This window comes from Rhodococcus sp. NPDC019050, assembly GCF_055664235.1.
In genome coordinates, this window is sequence record NZ_JBVOON010000003.1 from 125417 (window position 1) to 141177 (window position 15761).

A 15761-nucleotide genomic window follows, 5' to 3' on the forward strand; every position below is an offset into this window, starting at 1 on the left:
GGACTGCTCAGTGGTGGCCACTGCTCAGTGGTGCGAGATCAGCGGAACCGACGCTTCGCTCGTGTACACGAGGAACGTGAACGACTCCTGGAAGTACAACTGGACGTTCTCACTGTCGTGCGAGAGGTAGCCGATCGACAGGTCCTGCCCGACCTGCAGGTCGTAGTCGCCGCCACGGGTGGTGAGCACGAACGCTCCGTCGATCGCGGGAGCCCAGATGATGTCCCCGTCGATCAGACGTCTGATCTGCTCCCGGATCGGATAGCCGTGATCGGACGTTTCGCTGACCTTGGTGAACTCGTCGGCGCTGAGCAGCACGTGGTACGGCCCGCCGACACCGGCGAGTCGCAACTCGGACAGCGCCTGGCTGATGGTCTCGGGAATGTCGCGCGGATCGTCGGGCAGTTGCAGCGCGGTGTTGGACGACGAGGCGCGGATGCCCTCGATACCGGCGGCGGCGTAACCCTCGAAGATCGCCCGGTCTTCGGCGAACGCGATCTGCCGCGCCGCTTCCTTGACGGCATCGAGATCGACATCGGCGGCGCCGCGCTCGACGTTGTCGAGTTCTTCACGCGAGAGCGTGAACGGCACGCGGAGTTCGACGAGGGGCGCGACCCGATGCTGACGCGCCCGGACTCCCGCGGCGGGGGAATCGACTTCTCGCAACCGGCCGAGGCCGACCGCGGCGAAGTCGGTGCCGTGCGGACCCGAGAAATCGACGACGAGGCGGCCGGCGACGTGCCGCTTGAACGTGCGCGTCGCCTCCTCCTCGATCTCGGCCCACGCCGCGTCGGTTATCGGAGCGAGGTCACGATAGAGATTGTTCACAGCGTTGAACTCCTTCTGAGAGCACCGATTCCGAGTGAACCGTCGGTAGCCGGCGGTGTCGATGCACCGGTGTCGGCGGCGACGGATACGTCCGTCGGTGCGGGCGGAAGATCGTCGAGCATCTCTGCGGTGGGGCAGAAGAAGAGAGAACCCGTGACCGCCGTGGAGAAGTCGAGAATGCGGTCGTAATTGCCGGGCGGATTTCCCAGGAACATGTTGCGCAGCATCTGCTCGGTCACGTCCGGTGTCGCGGCGTAACCGATGAAGTACGTGCCGAACTCGTCGGCTCCGAAACTGCCGAAAGGCATGTTCGCGCGGAGGATCTGTCGTTCCTCACCGTCTTCGTCCTCGATGCTGGTGAGCGCGACGTGCGAGTTCGCGGGCTTGGTGGCGTCGTCGAGTTCGATGTCGTCGAGTTTCGTCCGGCCGATCACGCGTTCCTGCTCTTCGACACTGATGTTGTTCCAGGTCGAGAGGTCGTGCAGGTACTTCTGCACGATCACGTAACTGCCGCCGGTGAACTCGGGATCCTCGTCGCCGACGAGCGCGGCGTCGACCGCCTCCTCGTCTTCCGGATTCTCGGTGCCATCTACGAAACCGAGCAGGTCGCGACGCTCGAAGTAGCGGAAGCCGTGGGTTTCGTCGACGACGGTCGCCGCGCCACGCAGGCGGTCGTTGATCTTCGCCGCCAGTTCGAAGCACAGATCCGTCGACGACGCGCGGAGGTGGAACAGCAGGTCGCCGGGTGTGGACGGCGCACTGTGCCGGCCGCCGTCGAGCGGGACGAACGGGTGCAGATCGGCGGGACGCGGACCGTCGAACAGTCGGTCCCACATCTCCGAACCGATGCCCGTCACGACCGACAGGCCACCGTCCGGAATCCGGAAACCGACGGACCGTCGCAGACCGGACAGGTCTTCGAGAAGACTCCGGACGTCGTCTTCTCGTCCCTCGTCGATGGTGACGACGAGAAAGATCGCCGCCTCGGTGAGCGGGGTCAATATCGGTTGTGAGCGCACCACGGACCAACCGTAGTTCACGTGAGCGGTCACAGCACCACTACGTCCCGATGCGTTTACGGCACCATCCACGAGAGCACGGTCGTGGTCTGCAACCAGACGAGCACGGCCAGGACGACGACCATCGCGACGCTGATCGGCGCCAGGCGCCGCAGCAGCAGTCGGTCCCGGCCGGACAATCCCTGCACCGACGAGACCAGCGCCAGGTTTTGCAACGCGATCGGGGTGCCTGCGGTGCCGCCGGCCATGTTCCCGGCGACGAGCACGGTCGGGTCGAGTCCTGCCTGTTGCGCCGCCGAGACCTGGAGGCTTCCGAACATCGCGTTGGACGCGGTGTTGGATCCGGTCACCAGCACACCCAGCCAGCCGAGCAGCGGGGACAGCAGTGCGAACGCGGCGCCGGCCCCCGCGAGGAACTGGCCGATGGTGGTGGTCTGCCCCGACAGGTTCATCACGTAGGCGAGCGCCAGGACTGCGGTGACGGTCGCGAACGACCAGCGCAATTGGACGACCGCAGCGACGAGGCACCGCAGTGCGTCACCCGAGGCGACACGGAGCACCATCACCGAGAGCAGCGCGGCGACGAACACGAGCGACCCCGGTGCCGTGAGCAGATTGAGGTTGAAGGTCTCCGCCGTCGGGACTCTGCCGTCGGCGCCCGTCACGTCGAGACCCGGCCAGTCGAACGCGAAGGTCGCGTTGGACAGGAACGACTCGACCGGACCGAGACGGCTGACCAGGAAGACAACCACGATCAGCGCGTACGGCGCGAACGCCTCGATCGTCCTGCGGCGCGTGTCGTGGATGCGGTCTTCCCCACCGGTGCGCGTGGCGTCCGGCGTCGGAGTCCACACCTTCAGCACGATCAGCAGCGCGACCAGACCGGCCGCCGCACCCGCGATATTGCTCAGTCCCACGGTCAGGTAACTCGCGCAGAGGAACTGCGCGGCAGCGAACGCGACCCCGACCACGAGCGCGACGGGCCACGTCTCGCGCACACCGCGACGCCCACCGACCACTGCGACGAGCACCAAGGGCACGAACACGGCGAGCAGGCACACCTGCCGGGCGACGACCGGACCGATCTCGTCGACGGGGATCTCCGACACCCGCGACATAGTCAGGATCGGTGTGCCCATCACGCCGAGCGGTGTCACCACCGAGTTCGCGAGGAGCGACGCCGCTGCCGCACGAATCGGGGGCAGTCCGGCACCGATGAGCACGACCGTCGCGACGACGATGGGAGTACCGAACCCGGCGACCGCTTCGAGCAGCGCGCCGAACAGGAACGCGATGACGATCGTAAGGATGCGATGGTCCGGCGAGATCCGGGCGAATGCGCGTGTGAGCACGTCGAAGTGACCGGACTCGACGGTCAGGCGGTACACCCAGACCGCGTTGAGGACCGTCCACATGATCGGGAACAGGCCGAATACCGCACCCTCGAGGCCCGCGCTGAGCGCCGACCCGACGGGCATGCCGTACCCGGCCGTTGCGACGACGAGTGCGACCAGCACCGCCACCGCCACCGCGGCGTGCGACTTGAACCGGAACACCGCGAGAAGCACGAGCATCGTCAACAGCGGAAGAGCCGCGACGAGTGCCGACCACGCGAGCGAGCCGCCGATCGGTGAGATCGGCTGGATGTACGTGCCTGTCACCGCATCATGCCCCGAACGACTCCACGGCGGTGCGCAGGGCGGTTGCGGTGCCGTCGAGCACCGTCCGGTTCGGGGTCTGCGCACGCGCACGGATACCGAATCCGTCACCGCTCGTGCGCGGCACCAGGTGCAGGTGGACGTGAAACACTTCCTGGCCGGCGGCGACACCGTCGGCCAGGAAAAGGTTCACACCGTCGATCGGCAGGTCGCTCGCCCGCATCGCCGTGGCAATGCGCTGCCCGGCGGCGAACACCTTCGCGCCGTCATCGGGGTCGAGTTGCGCCAGTCCCGACGCGTGCCGCTTCGGCACCACGAGCAGGTGCCCCGGTGTGAACGGCCGGATGTCCATGAAGGCGAGGACGTCCGGTTCGTCGAGCACGATGCTCGCCGGGGCGTCACCGGCCACGATGGCGCAGACGATGCACTCGCTCACCGGACCGGCGCCTCCGCGGCAACCGGCTCGCGCGCGGTGCTGAGCAGGCGCAGCAGTTCGGCTTGCACGGTGGGCCGATCCCCCGCCGGGTCGTCACTGTGCGCGAGATAGAGCATCGCCTCCTCGACAGCCGCGACGAGCAGATGCGCGAGCACGGAAGTGCGGGTGGACATCGACCGGTGCGTGTCGGGGTACAGCGCAATCAGCATCCGCTCGATGAGACGAAGCGTCGAATGACGGTGTGCCTCACGCACTTCGGCCCATCCGAGAACGGCAGGTGCCTCGATGAGCAGCAACCGGCGCTTCGGCTGGTCGTTGACCACGTCGAGAGACGCCAGCACCGCCGCGGTGAAACGCGCCCACGGATCGTCGATGGCTTCGCCGGGTTTCAGAGTCTCCTCCGCCTCGAGCTGCACACGCTCGACGACACCTCGGAACAGATCCCGCTTGTTCGCGAAGTGGTGGTAGAGCGCGCCGCGGGTCACCCCCGCGACCGCGACGATGTCCTCCGTCGCCGCCGCGGCATACCCGTCTCGCAAGAACACTTCGAGCGCGGCGTCCAGCAGCGCACTCCGCGTTCGCGTCGCGTTCCGCACCCTTCCAGGGCTCGTTTTCTCGAGCACTGTTTCCTCCCCTGTGTTGTGCAGCTATCCCCTCGGGACTCCCCCGTAGCCCCCCCTACTTACTACAAAATCGGCGCCGGCGAGTAGCGAGCGGCGTCCGGGTACCGGTCCACCAGCTCCTGTACGGCTGCGATCACCGCGCTCACCTGCGCGTCGGCGGCACCGACGAACGCCGAGCGGTCGGCGAGTGCTTCGTCGAGTGCGGCGCGGTCGAGCGGCAGCCGGTCGTCCGCGGCGAGGCGGTCGAGCAGGTCGGGTTCGCGGCCCTGCTCGCGCATCGCGAGCGCCACCGACACCGCGTGTTCCTTGATGGCTTCGTGTGCGGTCTCCCGGCCGACGCCGGCGCGCACGGCCGCCATGAGCACCTTCGTGGTTGCCAGGAACGGCAGGTAGCGGACGAGTTCCTTCTCGATCACCGCGGGATACGCGCCGAATTCTGCGAGCACCGTCAGGAAGGTCTCGATCTGGCCGTCGATCGCGAAGAACGCGTCGGGCAGCGCGACACGGCGCACGACGGAGCAGAACACGTCGCCTTCGTTCCACTGCGCACCGGCGAGTTCTGCGGCCATCGACGCGTACCCGCGCAGCACGACCTGCAGGCCGTTGACCCGCTCGCAGGACCGGGTGTTCATCTTGTGGGGCATCGCGGACGACCCGACCTGGCCGGGCTGGAAGCCTTCGGTGACCAGTTCGTGCCCTGCCATGAGGCGGATGGTGTGCGCGAAGGACGACGGAGCGGCTCCGACCTGCACGAGAGCCGACAGCACGTCGTGGTCCAGCGAACGCGGGTACACCTGCCCGACGCTGGTGAACACGTGGGAGAACCCGAGGTGCTGCGCGATCTTCTCCTCGAGCTGCGCGAGCTTCGCGGCGTCTCCGCCGAGCAGATCGAGCATGTCCTGTGCGGTGCCCATCGGGCCCTTGATGCCGCGCAGCGGGTACCGCTCGATGAGCTCGCGGACCCGCTGCAGCGCCAGGAGCAGTTCGTCGGCGGCCGAGGCGAAACGCTTGCCGAGGGTCGTGGCCTGCGCGGCCACATTGTGCGAGCGGCCCGCCATCACGTACGACGAATACTCTGCGGCCCGTTCCGCGAGTCGCGCCGCGACAGCGACGCCGTGCGCGTGCACATGTTCGAGCGACCGCAGGATCTGAAGCTGCTCGACGTTCTCGGTGAGGTCGCGGCTCGTCATGCCCTTGTGGACGTGTTCATGACCGGCGAGGGCGTTGAACTCCTCGATACGGGCCTTGACGTCGTGGCGCGTGACGCGCTCGCGGTCGGCGATGGACGCGAGGTCCACCTGGTCGACGACCCGCTCGTAGTCGACGATCGCCTCGGCCGGCACGTCGATTCCGAGTTCGGCCTGCGCACGGAGAACCGCGATCCACAGCTGCCGTTCGAGCACGATCTTGTGCTCCGGTGACCACAGCTCCCTCAGTTCGGGGCTGGCGTAGCGAGTGGCAAGGACGTTCGGGATGTGGCTCACGAGTGGCCAGTTTACGTTCCGTGTCCGGACTCATGGTTCGGCAGGCGGCGCGACCGAGTGCATGACGTCGAGGAGGATCGTCCTCGCCAGGGCGCGCGGGTCGGGATCGAGGTCGCCGAGCCCGCACAGCACGGCTCCGTCGACCACCACCGCGAGGGTGTGCAACTGCGGTACCCGGACTGCGCGGCCGCACCGTTCGAGCAACTCGGTCAGCACCTCGTCGACCTGCTCCCGAATGCCCATTTGTGCTTCGCGCAGTTCCGGATGCCGCACGGTGGCGACGCATCCCTCGTGGCGGGCGACGAGCCGGTCCCGGTCGTCATCGGACCCCGCGTTCCCCACGAGCAGGTCGAGGACCAGATCGGCGGTCTTCTCGAGGCTGCGCGGACAGGGCGGAACGTCCTCGACGCGCGCGCGCATGATCTCGAGGTCGCGGGCGCCGTTGTGCTGCATGGCGCACATCACGAGATGCTCGAGGGAGTCGAAATAGTAGGTCGTCGAAGCCAGAGGGAGACCCGCGCGCGTCGCGACCGCGCGGTGGCGCACCGCGTCGAGACCGCCCTCGAGAATCAGATCCGCCGCAGCCTCGACCAGCGCCTGCCGGCGCCGTTCGCCTTTCGGTGTGGCCGCGGTAGTCACAGTCACATCGTGACAGCCCGGGGCGCTCACCAGGGGAAAACGCCAGTTGATACCACCCGGTACGATTGCGCCTGCAGTCGTCGGTTCGAGGGCCGGATCGGTCGGTCCGCCCGCCTTTTCACGAACGATCGGAGCCGTACCCGGATGAGACGTCGCCGCATGCTTCAGGCATCCGCCCTCGGGGCGGCCGTCGCCGCGTTCGGATTGCCGGCAGGCCCCCTCCGGGTCGCTTCGGCGTTGCCCGTCGGGCTCGACACGTTACGCGAGAGCGTTCCCGAACTCTTCACACCTTCGCCGGTGCCTCCGCAGCACTCGGAGGTGATCGTCGTCGGTTCGGGGTTCGGGGCGAGTGTCGCCGCGCTCCGCCTGGCGGAAGCCGGGAGCAAGGTCACCGTGCTCGAGCGGGGTATGCGCTGGCCCCGCGACCCGTGGCGCGAGATCTTCACCTCCGACCTGCTGGCCGACGGCCGTGGTTACTACCACCGCACGCACTTCACCGGCCCGACCGGCATCCCGGTGCAGTGCGACGACTTCGCCGGTGTCCTCGACGTCGTCGACTACCCCAACATGTCGGTGTGGCGCGGCGCGGCCGTCGGTGGCGGGTCGGTCGTGTTCAGCGGCGTGATGATCGCGCCCGAGCAACGCTTCTTCGAGCACGTCTTCGGTGACCGGTTGAGCTACGACGACATGGCCGCGACGTGGTACCCGAAGGTCCGGTCGATGCTGCGTCTCGACCCGATGCCCGACGACATCTATCACGCACCGGAGTTCACGCACTCCCGCCGCTGGGACGACGACGCGCGGGCCGCGGGGTACTCGCCGCACCGGATCGACGGCATCTGGGACTGGGATGTGGTCCGGGCCGAACTGGCCGGCGCGGTGCGGCGTTCCGCCGTCGCCGGAGAGAGCAACCTCGGCAACTCCAACGGCGCGAAGTTCGACCTGACACAGAACTACATTCCGGCAGCGGAAGCGACCGGGCGCGCGCTGGTGTGTCACGGACACCGGGTTCTCGCCATCGGCCAGGAATCCGGCGGCCGGTACCTGGTCGAGGTGCAGGAAGTCGATCCGACCGGCGCGGTACTGAACACGACGACCCTGACGTGCGACCGTCTCGTACTCGGCGCCGGATCGATCGGCACGACCGAACTGCTCGTGAAAGCCCGTCACACCGGGTCGCTGCCGCGGCTCAACGAGCACGTGGGCCGGGGCTGGGGCACCAACGGCGACGCCGTGCTCGTCCGTTCCCTCGCGTTCACCGACGGGTTCGGCGGAGACCAGGGCGCACCGTCCGCGTCGCGGATCGTCGACGAGTCCGGTCTGCCGCTGAGCCTCGAGAACTGGTTCGTCGCAGGCACGGCGAAGGATGTGGGCATGCTCGCGTCGCTCGGGATGACGCTGGACCCCACGCGCGCGGAAATGGTCTACGACGCCGCGACCGGACGGACGATCGTCGACTGGCCGGCGGGCGGTGAACTCGCGAGTGTCGCGGCCCTGCGTGAGGTCCACAACGCGATGGCCGCCGCGGGTGGCACCGTCGTGGGCGCCCCGCCGATGGCCGAGGACGTCAACGCCTCGTTCACGGCGCACCCGCTCGGCGGCGTCGTGCTGGGCGATGCGACCGACGGCTACGGGCGCGTCCACGGGCATCCGGGGCTGTACGTCGTGGACGGTGCTCTGATCCCGGGCAGTACCGGCACCGTGAACCCCTCGTTGACGATCGCGGCGCTCGCCGAACGCAACCTCGCCCGGATCGTCGCGGACGGCCGTTAGTCCACCGCGCGCCCGGCGGCGGTCAGGGCAGCGACACAGTCAGGGCAGCGACACAGTCAGGGCAGCGGCAGCCAGCCGGCGAGCCGGTCCAGCGCGGCGGTGACGTCGGAGGTGGCGCCGGCGAACGACAATCGCACGGTCCGGTCGCCGCGCACGGTATCGAAATCGACGCCGGGCGCGAGCGCGAGGCCGGTGTCGTGCAGCAGGCGCGCACACCACGCAGTCGACGTCTCCCCGGAGAGCAGCAGATGCTCGATGTCGGCGTAGACGTAGAACGCGCCGTCCGCGGGAGCGAGGTCGGTGATGCCGAGATCGGGCAACCCGGTGAGCAACAACTCGCGGTTGACGGCGTACCGCGACACATGGGCGTCGAGTTCGGCGCGCGCTTCGGTACCGAACGCCTCGATCGCCGCGAACTGCGCGATCGACGGCGGGCACACCGTCATGTTCGAGCCGAGCCGTTGCAGCGCGGGACGCAGCGATTCGGGAGCCAGCATCCAGCCGAGGCGCCATCCCGTCATGGAGAAGTACTTCGACACCGACCCCACCACGGCGGACTCCCGCGAGGTGGCCCAGGCCGTCGACGCCGCGGGCGAGCCGTGCGTTCCGAATTCGATGCCGTGGTAGATCTCGTCGGAGACGAGCAGGGCGTCGTGCTCGTCGCACCAGCGGGCGAGCGCGGCGAGTTCGTCGGGTTCGATCATGGTGCCCGTCGGATTGGCGGGACTCGCGACGATCACGCCCGCCGGCGGAGCGTCGAGCGCTTCGAGCATCGCGACCGTCGGCTGGTATCGCGTCTCCGGGCCGCAGTCGAGTTCGACGACTCGGCACCCGAGCGCAGCGAGAGTGTTGCGGTAGGCGGGATATCCGGGTCGTGCGACGACGACCGTGTCCCCTGGGTCGAAGGCCGCGAGAAACAGCAACGTGAACGCGCCCGACGATCCGGTGGTGACGACGACGTCGTCCGCGTCGACGTCGATTCCGTAACGGTCCCGGTGATACGCGGCGATTTCTTCGCGCAGCGGCAGGATCCCGAAGGTTTCGGTGTAACCGAGCAGTTCCGCATCGATGGCCTGTACGGCCGCGCGGAGCACGGGCGTGGGCGCCGGCGTCGAAGGCTGGCCCGCCGCCAGGCTCAGGACGTCACCGTGGGAGCGTTGCCGTTCGGCAGCCGCCTTCCACACGTCCATGACGTGGAACGTCTCGATTCCGGAACGTCGCGATTCGGTGCGCACGTGATCGACGGTAGTACTGCGCAGCGAGCCGCTAGAGACCGGCCCGTTGACCGTGCGCGAGCGCCGACCACGCGTGAGGCACTTCGTCCAGCACGGCGAGCGGTGCCTGCCCGGTTTGCCCGCTGCTGTTCTCGGCGGCGTCGACGGCGAGGGGCGCGGGCGGACCAGCAGGGACGACGGGCAGCAGCAGGTGCGAGTCGAAGTCGCCACCGGCGTGCACGATGTGGAAACCCCGGTTGACAGTGCGGTCGTGACCGACCGCGGGATTGCCATCCAGGTCGTGACCGGAGACGACGAGGACGAGGGTCGAGCCCGCCTCGAAGAACGTGCTGTGCGGCATGATCTCGATGTCGACGGGAACCAGTTGGCCGGGCAGTAGCGGCCAGTACTTCGTGAGGTCGAGGACGGGCCGGTAGGCGGTCGACGCTTCGGTGTCCAGGGCGCGATGCGACACGCGAATCCAGCCGTGCGCCACGAAGCCTTCCTCGTATCCGCCGTGCCCTTCGAACCACACGTCCCGGCCACTCGCGTCGAGTTTCTTGAGGCCGACGAACAGGTCCATGTCGTTGGCATCCTTGGCCTGGACCCACAAGCGCAGGGCAGCGTGCCCGGTGACCTCGGTGTCTTCCGTGAACATGGTGGTGAAGGTCAGCTCGTCGCCTGCGACGGGGAACGTGCGCCGCGACTGCGCTTCGTCGGGCAGGGTCTTCTCCAGGGTGCCGGTGCCGTGGTCCAGATAGAGGGGTACGTAGCGGGTGCCGGGGACGGGCCAGTCCTGTTCGAACCGTTCCGAGTAGGTGCGCAGGTCGTGCCTGGTCTCCAGGCGCACGCGCGGCAGGAGGTCGAAGCCGTTGGCCTCGTCCTTGAGGAACCGGTCGAAGAACCGTCGCTGAACCTCGAGGACCTCGGCGCCGTAGTAGGTCTGCCACATCTTGCGGCCGTGGGTGTAGAGCCACTTGTACGACGATCCCAGCCGGGTGTATCCCTCGACCGACCCGCGGTTGCGGGGCCCCTGGTCCGACCACGACACCCCGACGAGGGCCGGTACGGTCACGCCTTCCAGGTCGGGCGGCGGGGGTGCGACGTGCCGGAATCGGTCGGGAAACCGACGCAGCAGCCACGGGGTGAGGCGTCGCAGCGATGTGAATGCCGGGCGGGCACCGCTGTGCATCGCGCGGTACCAGAATTCGCTGTAGCGGGTCTCGGGGATTCCGCCGTGGGTGAGCGTGTCGCGGCAGGGGTCGGTGATGCCCTCCCACGGGGCGATCGCCGCGAGGTGCGGCGGGCGGAGCGCGGCGGTGTACCACTGCAGTGTGGCCAGGTACGACGCCCCGGCGAGGCCGACCCTGCCGGTACACCACGTCTGTTCCGCGGCCCACTCGATCACCGCCGCCGCGTCCACCGCAGCGCGGCTGAGCAGCAACCTCGGGCGACCGTCGCTGGCGAAACAACCACGCATGTCTGCAACGACGACGGCGTATCCGCGAGGGACCCAGTAGCCGGGATCCGGGGCTTCGAACGAGGTGGCCTCACTCAGCTCGATGTCGCCGACGAACGCGCCCGATGCTGCGAGCGCCGCGAAGTCGACGGGGTAGTCGTCGATGCCGACGCCCTTGCCGTACGGCGTGACGGCGACGAGCGCGGGCAGTTGCTCGTCGGGCGCATGACGCGGCCGGTAGACGTCGGCACGCAGGATCGTGCCGTCGCCCGTGCGGATGGGAAGATCACGCTCGACGACGATGTCGTCGGGCAGCGGATACCCCACGACATTGTGGTGCCGTAGCGGTGTCGGATCCTGCGTGAGTGCTCGTTGCCACGAAACCATGCTTCACCCCTGGCACGTCAGAAGATGCACAGAGTGTGCAACATGCACCTGGTCGGTGCAAGGCTTGCGAGGCCCACTCCCTGCGCTTACAGCGTGATCCGGCCTTCCACTGCGGCGAGCCCGATGTCGCGGCGGAAGTGACCGCCGGGCAGCTTGATGCCCTCGAGTGTGGCGTATGCGTCGGCACGCGCGGCGGCCAGATCGTCGCCCACACCGACCACGCTGAGGACGCGGCCACCTGCCGAGAGCAGCTCACCGTTCGGCCCCCGCTTCGTGCCGGCGTGCAGCACATTGTCACCGTCTGCACCGGCGATCACATCCCCGGTGCGCGGGGTGGACGGGTAGTACTCGGCAGCGAGCACGACCGTCACCGCGGCGCCGTCACGCCACTGCAACGGGGGAAGAGTGTCGAGCGTCCCGGTGGCGACCGCGTCGAGCACGGTGCCGAGCGGCGACTCGAGCAGGGCGAGCACGGCCTGCGTTTCGGGATCCCCGAAGCGGCAGTTGAATTCGACGACGGCCGGACCGTCCGCGCCCATTGCAAGGCCCGCATACAGCAGGCCGGAGAATCCGCAGCCGCGGCGGACGAGTTCTGCGGCGACCGGTTCGACGACGTCACGGACGATGCGCTCTACGCTGCCCTCGGGCAACCACGGGAGCGGCGTGTAGGCACCCATTCCCCCGGTGTTCGGGCCGGTGTCGCCGTCACCCACTCGCTTGTGATCCTGGGCAGGAAGAAGCGGCACCACGGTTTCGCCGTCGACCAGGCAGAACAGCGAGACCTCGGGGCCGTCGAGGAACGACTCCAGCAGCACCGGATGGCCGTTCTCGATGATCTCCGCGGCATGATCGCGGGCCGCGTCGCGGTCGGTGGTCACCACGACGCCCTTGCCGGCGGCGAGACCGTCGTCCTTGACGACCCAGGTGGGCCCGAACCGGTCGAGTGCCTCGTCGATCTGCGCGGGAGAGTCCACAACTTCGCTGTGGGCGGTGCGCACGCCCGCAGCGGCCATCACATCCTTCGCGAACGCTTTGGATCCTTCGATGCGCGCGGCGGCGGCAGACGGGCCGAAGCAGGGAATCCCCGCCGCGCGGACAGCGTCGGCTACGCCGAGCACGAGCGGGACCTCGGGTCCGATGACGACGAGATCCGCCTTCTGGGCTTTCGCCAGCGCCACCACGTCGTCGGCGGCTGCCGCGTCCACCGGGAACTGCTCGGCGATCGCGGCGGTCCCGGCGTTACCGGGCGCGACCATGACGGCCGTCACTCCGGGGTCGCGGCGCAGGGCCAGGGCGAGAGCATGTTCACGGGCACCGGAGCCGATAACGAGTACGCGCACGCAGGACAGACTACGGGACCGGTTTCCACACGAGATCGGCGCGGCAGCGGCTCCGGGCGACGGCAGCGGCATTGGGGAGGTCGACGTTGTCCACCCAGTCGCGGGCCTGATCGTCGTCTCGTCCGTTGGCGACGTGCCGGTGTACGAGGCGGCGGGTGAGCGTGGGATCGGGGACGTCGAGGTAGATCGAGAGGTCGAGCAGCGACCGGATCTCGCCCCATCCTCCCTCGTCGAACAGCAGGTAATTGCCCTCCGTGATCACCACGCGGTCCTCGGGAGCTATCGCGTGGACCCCGGCGATCGGCTCGTCGAGCCGCCGGGAGAAGTCCGGTGCATAGATCGTCTCACTGCCGCGTGCCCTGATCCGCTCGAGGACGTTGCGATAACCCGCGACGTCGAACGTGTCCGGCGCTCCCTTCCGGGCGCGGGCCCCGCGGGCGTCGAGTTGCCGGTTCGACAAGTGGAACCCGTCCATGGGGGCCTGGCCGGCGGCGATACCCGCTCGCCGGAGCGCCTTCATCAGCAACCATGCCGCGCGACTCTTGCCCGCGCCCGGGGGCCCGCACAGACCCACTACGGTGCGCCGGCCCTCCGGAAGGCCCGCCAGCACGTGCGCGACGAGTTCGTCGACGAGTTCCCGCAGCGGTCCTGTGCGCACGGATTCGGGGCGTGCGGATCCGGGGGTTGCGGATCCGGGGGTTGCGGATTCGGGGGTTGCGGATTCGGCATCCACAGGTTCGGAGCACACAGGTTCGGGGGCCTCCATGTGAGCGACGATACGACTGTGGTGGTCCGGACCCTCGACGCGCAGCGCGAACACCGGTGGCATCCGGCGGGCTCCCGGCTGTCGCGGAGGTCGCCGACCGACTGCGATCCGCCTATCCTCGCGCTATGGCATCCGTCTTCAGCATGATCATCTCCGGGGAACTGCCGGGCCGATTCGTCTGGCAGGACGACGACGTCGTCGCGTTCCTCACCATCAACCCCCTGACCGAAGGGCACGTGCTCGTCGTGCCCCGGCAGGAAGTCGACCACTGGGAGAGCGTCGACGACGAACTCTGGACCAAGCTCAACGGCGTCGCGCAGATCGTCGGCAAGGCGGTACGGGCCGCGTACGACGCGCCGCGGACCGGTCTGGTGATCGCGGGTCTCGAGGTTCCGCACCTGCACCTGCACGTCTTCCCGGCCCGCTCGATGGCAGATTTCGACTTCGCAACCGTGGAGAAGGATCCGTCGGCAGAGTCCCTCGACCGTGCGCAGAACAAGATCCGCGACGAACTCAGGACGCTGGGGTACGCGGACAACGTCCCGGAGTGACGGAACGGCCCGGACCCCCGAGGGTCCGGGCCGCGAGGCCGACGAGGTCACGCGTGGGTGAGCGTGCCCGTCTTCGGCGTCCGGATGAAGAAGGACGCGGCTACCGCGAGGAGGGAAACGGCTCCGCCGTAGAGGAAGGCCGTGTGGATGCCCGACTGGCTCGCGCTCAGTGCGGTCGCGCCGTCGGCCGCACGCGAAGCCGCGGTGCTCGACATGACGGTGATGAACAGCGCGGTACCCGCAGCACCCGCCAACTGCTGGATCGTGCTGAAGATGGCACTGCCGTGCGAATAGAGCTCACTCGGCAGTGATCCCAGCGACGAGCTCATGAGCGGGGTCATGACCGTCGCGAGACCGGCCATGAGCAGAGTGTGGACGGCCACCGCCATCGGCAGGGCGGACTCCGCGTCGAGCAACGTCATCAGCCACAGTGCGGAACTGACGACGACGGCGCCGGGTATCACCAGCACGCGCGGTCCGGTGCGGTCGAAGATCCGGCCGACGAACGGCGACAGGAATCCCATCACCAGACCACCGGGCAGCAGCAGCAGACCCGTGGTCAGGGTATCGAGGCCGCGAATATTCTGCAGGTACAGCGGCAGCAGGATCAGAGCGCCGAACAGCGCCATCATGCTGATCGACAGCATGCCGAGGCCGATGCTGAACGTGGGCGTCGCGAAGGGGCGGAGATCGAGCAGGGCGCGTCCTGCGCTCTGCCTCGAGATCTGCCGTCGCACGAACACCGTCAATGCGACGACGCCGACGCCCAGCGGGATCCAGACCGGCACCGCCGACCCCTCGGCCGAATGTCCGATGCTGCTCAGCCCGTAGACGATTCCGCCGAACGCGAACACCGACAGCACGACCGACACCAGATCGAGCGGGACGGCGACCGGGCTGGTCACGTTCTTGACCAGCGCCACCCCGATTGCGAATGCGACGAGCGCGATGGGCAGCACGATCCAGAACATCCACCGCCAGTCGAGCGCGTTCAGAACGATGCCCGACACGGTGGGGCCGATGGCGGGGGCCACCGCGATGACGATGGAAATGATGCCCATCATGCTTCCCCGCTTGTGGGCGGGGACCACGCGCAGCACCGTCGTCATCAGCAACGGCAGCATGATGGCGGTGCCACCGGCCTGCGTCACGCGTCCCGCCAGCAGGACTTCGAATCCGGGAGCGAGCGCCGCGAGCAACGTACCGGTGCTGAAGATGCCCATGGCTGCGATGAACACCTGGCGGAGGGTGAATCGCTGGAACAGGTAGCCGGTGATCGGAATGACCACTGCCATCGTCAGCAGGAAGCCGGTGGTGAGCCATTGGGCGGTGCTCGCGGTGATGGCGAGATCGTCCATCAAGCGCGGCAGCGCGACGCTCATGATCGTCTCGTTGAGGATCATGACGAAGGCTGCGGTGACGAGGACACCGATCAGCAGCACGCTTGCGCGGTCCAGTTTCTCCTCGGAGACCGTGTCCCCGGAGACCGTCTCCGGCCGGTCGTCGGCCTGTTGTATCTGCATCTGAGTGGGACTTTCTGGATGTGGACCTCTGCTGCCGCGACTGCTTCAGTTCTGACAGAGT

At 68.2% G+C, this 15761-nt stretch carries 14 protein-coding genes; 2 read left to right on the forward strand and 12 right to left on the reverse strand.

Features of this window, described 5'->3' with window-relative positions:
- Window positions 1-24: 24 nt before the first annotated feature.
- The 7 genes from AC0B44_RS05160 to AC0B44_RS05190 all read right to left on the reverse strand — a co-directional run bounded on the left by AC0B44_RS05160 (window position 25) and on the right by AC0B44_RS05190 (window position 6687).
- Window positions 25-828: a family 1 encapsulin nanocompartment shell protein gene (locus AC0B44_RS05160; RefSeq protein WP_471901850.1), complete on the reverse strand. Its 804-nt coding sequence runs from the start codon at window positions 826-828 to the stop codon at window positions 25-27.
- Entirely contained in the window at window positions 825-1850 is a 1026-nt protein-coding gene (locus tag AC0B44_RS05165; RefSeq protein ID WP_471901851.1) for a Dyp-type peroxidase, read from the reverse strand. The genes AC0B44_RS05160 and AC0B44_RS05165 overlap by 4 nt, the downstream gene beginning before the upstream one ends.
- Window positions 1851-1903: 53 nt before the next feature.
- Window positions 1904-3508: an L-lactate permease gene (locus tag AC0B44_RS05170; RefSeq protein ID WP_471901852.1), complete on the reverse strand. Its 1605-nt coding sequence runs from the start codon at window positions 3506-3508 to the stop codon at window positions 1904-1906.
- 4 nt (window positions 3509-3512) lie between these two features.
- Window positions 3513-3941 (reverse strand): HIT family protein, encoded by a 429-nt coding sequence (locus AC0B44_RS05175; protein WP_471901853.1) that lies wholly within the window; start codon window positions 3939-3941, stop codon window positions 3513-3515.
- Window positions 3938-4537, reverse strand: a complete 600-nt coding sequence (locus AC0B44_RS05180) for a TetR/AcrR family transcriptional regulator (protein ID WP_471901854.1) — start codon at window positions 4535-4537, stop codon at window positions 3938-3940. The genes AC0B44_RS05175 and AC0B44_RS05180 overlap by 4 nt, the downstream gene beginning before the upstream one ends.
- 89 nt (window positions 4538-4626) lie before the next feature.
- Window positions 4627-6048, reverse strand: coding sequence for an adenylosuccinate lyase (purB, locus tag AC0B44_RS05185; RefSeq protein WP_471901855.1), 1422 nt, complete (start codon window positions 6046-6048; stop codon window positions 4627-4629).
- A gap of 30 nt (window positions 6049-6078) precedes the next feature.
- Window positions 6079-6687, reverse strand: a complete 609-nt coding sequence (locus AC0B44_RS05190; RefSeq protein ID WP_471901856.1) for a TetR/AcrR family transcriptional regulator — start codon at window positions 6685-6687, stop codon at window positions 6079-6081.
- Between the two features lie 159 nt (window positions 6688-6846).
- On the opposite strand from AC0B44_RS05190, the gene AC0B44_RS05195 reads away from it, so the two are divergent.
- The gene (locus tag AC0B44_RS05195) at window positions 6847-8460 is read left to right on the forward strand and encodes a GMC oxidoreductase (protein WP_471901857.1); all 1614 of its coding nucleotides are present in this window, start codon (window positions 6847-6849) and stop codon (window positions 8458-8460) included.
- Window positions 8461-8516: 56 nt separating this feature from the next.
- Here AC0B44_RS05195 and AC0B44_RS05200 read toward each other — a convergent pair whose 3' ends face one another.
- From AC0B44_RS05200 to AC0B44_RS05215, 4 genes are all read right to left on the reverse strand, one after another.
- Complete coding sequence (locus AC0B44_RS05200) at window positions 8517-9695, reverse strand: pyridoxal phosphate-dependent aminotransferase (RefSeq protein ID WP_471901858.1); 1179 nt, start codon at window positions 9693-9695, stop codon at window positions 8517-8519.
- Between the two features lie 31 nt (window positions 9696-9726).
- The gene (locus AC0B44_RS05205) at window positions 9727-11520 is read right to left on the reverse strand and encodes a CocE/NonD family hydrolase (RefSeq protein ID WP_471901859.1); all 1794 of its coding nucleotides are present in this window, start codon (window positions 11518-11520) and stop codon (window positions 9727-9729) included.
- A gap of 86 nt (window positions 11521-11606) precedes the next feature.
- Window positions 11607-12860, reverse strand: a complete 1254-nt coding sequence (gene purD / locus AC0B44_RS05210; protein ID WP_471901860.1) for a phosphoribosylamine--glycine ligase — start codon at window positions 12858-12860, stop codon at window positions 11607-11609.
- Window positions 12861-12870: 10 nt separating this feature from the next.
- Window positions 12871-13689 (reverse strand): nucleoside/nucleotide kinase family protein, encoded by an 819-nt coding sequence (locus AC0B44_RS05215; RefSeq protein WP_471901861.1) that lies wholly within the window; start codon window positions 13687-13689, stop codon window positions 12871-12873.
- A gap of 62 nt (window positions 13690-13751) precedes the next feature.
- On the opposite strand from AC0B44_RS05215, the gene AC0B44_RS05220 reads away from it, so the two are divergent.
- The gene (locus AC0B44_RS05220) at window positions 13752-14177 is read left to right on the forward strand and encodes an HIT family protein (RefSeq protein WP_471901862.1); all 426 of its coding nucleotides are present in this window, start codon (window positions 13752-13754) and stop codon (window positions 14175-14177) included.
- Window positions 14178-14224: 47 nt separating this feature from the next.
- Here the strand turns inward: AC0B44_RS05220 and AC0B44_RS05225 are convergent, their stop codons facing one another.
- Window positions 14225-15700 carry a DHA2 family efflux MFS transporter permease subunit gene (locus AC0B44_RS05225; RefSeq protein WP_471901863.1) on the reverse strand — a complete coding sequence of 492 codons (1476 nt, stop codon included), beginning with the start codon at window positions 15698-15700 and terminating at the stop codon, window positions 14225-14227.
- Window positions 15701-15761 lie beyond the last annotated feature (61 nt).